3 protein-coding genes are annotated in these 1,894 nt (G+C 29.8%); all 3 read right to left on the reverse strand.

Annotated elements, in window-relative coordinates:
• Nucleotides 1–553: 553 nt before the first annotated feature.
• A complete protein-coding gene (locus tag HMPREF2953_RS08535) occupies nucleotides 554–964 on the reverse strand; it encodes a DUF2871 domain-containing protein (protein WP_070672858.1) in 411 nt (136 codons plus the stop codon).
• Between the two features lie 162 nt (nucleotides 965–1,126).
• A complete protein-coding gene (locus HMPREF2953_RS08540; protein WP_070672860.1) occupies nucleotides 1,127–1,348 on the reverse strand; it encodes a hypothetical protein in 222 nt (73 codons plus the stop codon).
• Between the two features lie 13 nt (nucleotides 1,349–1,361).
• Complete coding sequence (locus HMPREF2953_RS08545) at nucleotides 1,362–1,871, reverse strand: DUF1643 domain-containing protein (RefSeq protein WP_070672862.1); 510 nt, start codon at nucleotides 1,869–1,871, stop codon at nucleotides 1,362–1,364.
• Nucleotides 1,872–1,894 lie beyond the last annotated feature (23 nt).

Genomic DNA, 1,894 nt, shown 5'->3' on the forward strand with positions numbered 1-1,894 from the left:
TGTTATTCTCGATTTATTACTCTTACTATGAAACCTATAAAATTCTCACATTTGTTTGTATTAAGAATAAATACGTCGATAGTAACAATAAAAAAATAAATAATAAAGCATCCCTCACCGTAAAAGTGAAGGATGCTCTAGTTTTATTGAAATATACATTTCATTTTGTTAAATAATTATTAATAATATTTTGAAAATCATTATTACGTGAAATCTTCATAGATTTTATCAAGTATTTCTTTGTCTTCAATTGCTGTGAAGTGATGTACCAATCCTTTTTTACAATCATATGTAATTTTGTGACGCTAGGTAATTAGTAATTGTTCGTCAGTCTGATTGTATAGTATCAAGTTTCATAGATAATACTCTTTGATTTTAATGTCCACTTTGACGTGCTTTAAGATTGAGTATATACATAATGTCATTGTTGAATGTTAAAAATCCTATAAATGTTTATTCCTCTGCAGGATTTTTTAATCTCCAAGAATAAAAATCATCATAGGACAACTGGATTATTGTTTGGATAAATAACGTAAACAATAATTAGGTACTATTATTTATTTTTGTTTATTCTTTTTCCTAACAAAATAAAGAAAAGAATAAACGCAATTGTTAAAAATATGTGTCCTAAACCAGCAATACCAGCAATAGCAGGACTTACACTTAGATCTTTAATGGTAGAAATACCGTTCACGAATTGCATTGCCACAGTAACAAGCACACCTACATGGTATATATAAAAGAAACTGTTAAACAGCTTTGTATGAGTTGTTAATTTGAATTGGCCCTCGATAATCATGAAAATTAAGAACATAATTGTACCTAGTACTAATAAATGTGTATGTGTAACATTTAATTGAGAAAAACCGCTAAATTCTTCCGCTTTTGTCATTTCTCTATAAAATAGACCACTTAATAACCCTAATAGTGTATAGAGCGCTGAACTATACATTAATCTTTTCATTTTAATTCCCCCTATTTTTAATTACGAGATAAGTATAGCGGTAGTTTATGAACTGAGTATGAACTTACAACAAAAAAATTAATGAAGTACTTTACAATAAACTCAATTTATTAGATGGTGGAGGGACGAAAAAGGATTTTAGAAAAATAAATTAATATATTTTTATTTTGATAAGTAATAATTAATAATATCTTGGAAATCATTGTTAAGTATTGTTGTAATACAATCGTCATTCATAAAATCTTCATAGATTTTATCAAGTATTTCTTCATTTTCAATCGCTGCGAAATGATGTACTAATCCTTTTACAATTGATACATAACTTTGCGATGCTAAACAACTAGCAACTGTATGCCAATCTGATTGTGTAGTTTTATGGTTCATAGATACTCTCCTTTTATTTCAATGTCCATTTTTGACGTGCTTTAGGGTTAAGTGGATACATAATTTCATTTGTTGCTGGGTTTATAAGCTTTTTAATTTTCTTTTTGTGAGGCTTCAACATTTCCATCACTTGCTCAACACGTTCGACGACAACAGGTCGTTTCGCATAAGCACCATAAGCTAGAATCACTGTGTCACTTTCACTAATTGCTTTCATTAAGTGGATGTCGGTGTGTTCATCATATGGTTCTTTATCTTTGAGGTGCTTTATACTCATAGGTGTTTTAATATTAGAGAAAAGATTAACGAGATAAACAGCGCCATATTGCTCAGAATTAGCTAATTGATTGAGGATGAGAACCGTAGTAAGATCGAGTGATAATACACCATCTAAATGAGGATACATCGTTATCACAGTACAAGCCGGTTTCTTGTCATCCCATGTCTTTTTGAGTAAGTAGCGATGTTGTTCATCATCGCTAAAAATCGCTTCTGTGTGTATCGTACTTTTGATTGTATTCATATATCGTCACTTCCTTTAGTATT

Source organism: Staphylococcus sp. HMSC072E01 (assembly GCF_001814125.1).
GTDB lineage: Bacteria > Bacillota > Bacilli > Staphylococcales > Staphylococcaceae > Staphylococcus > Staphylococcus hominis.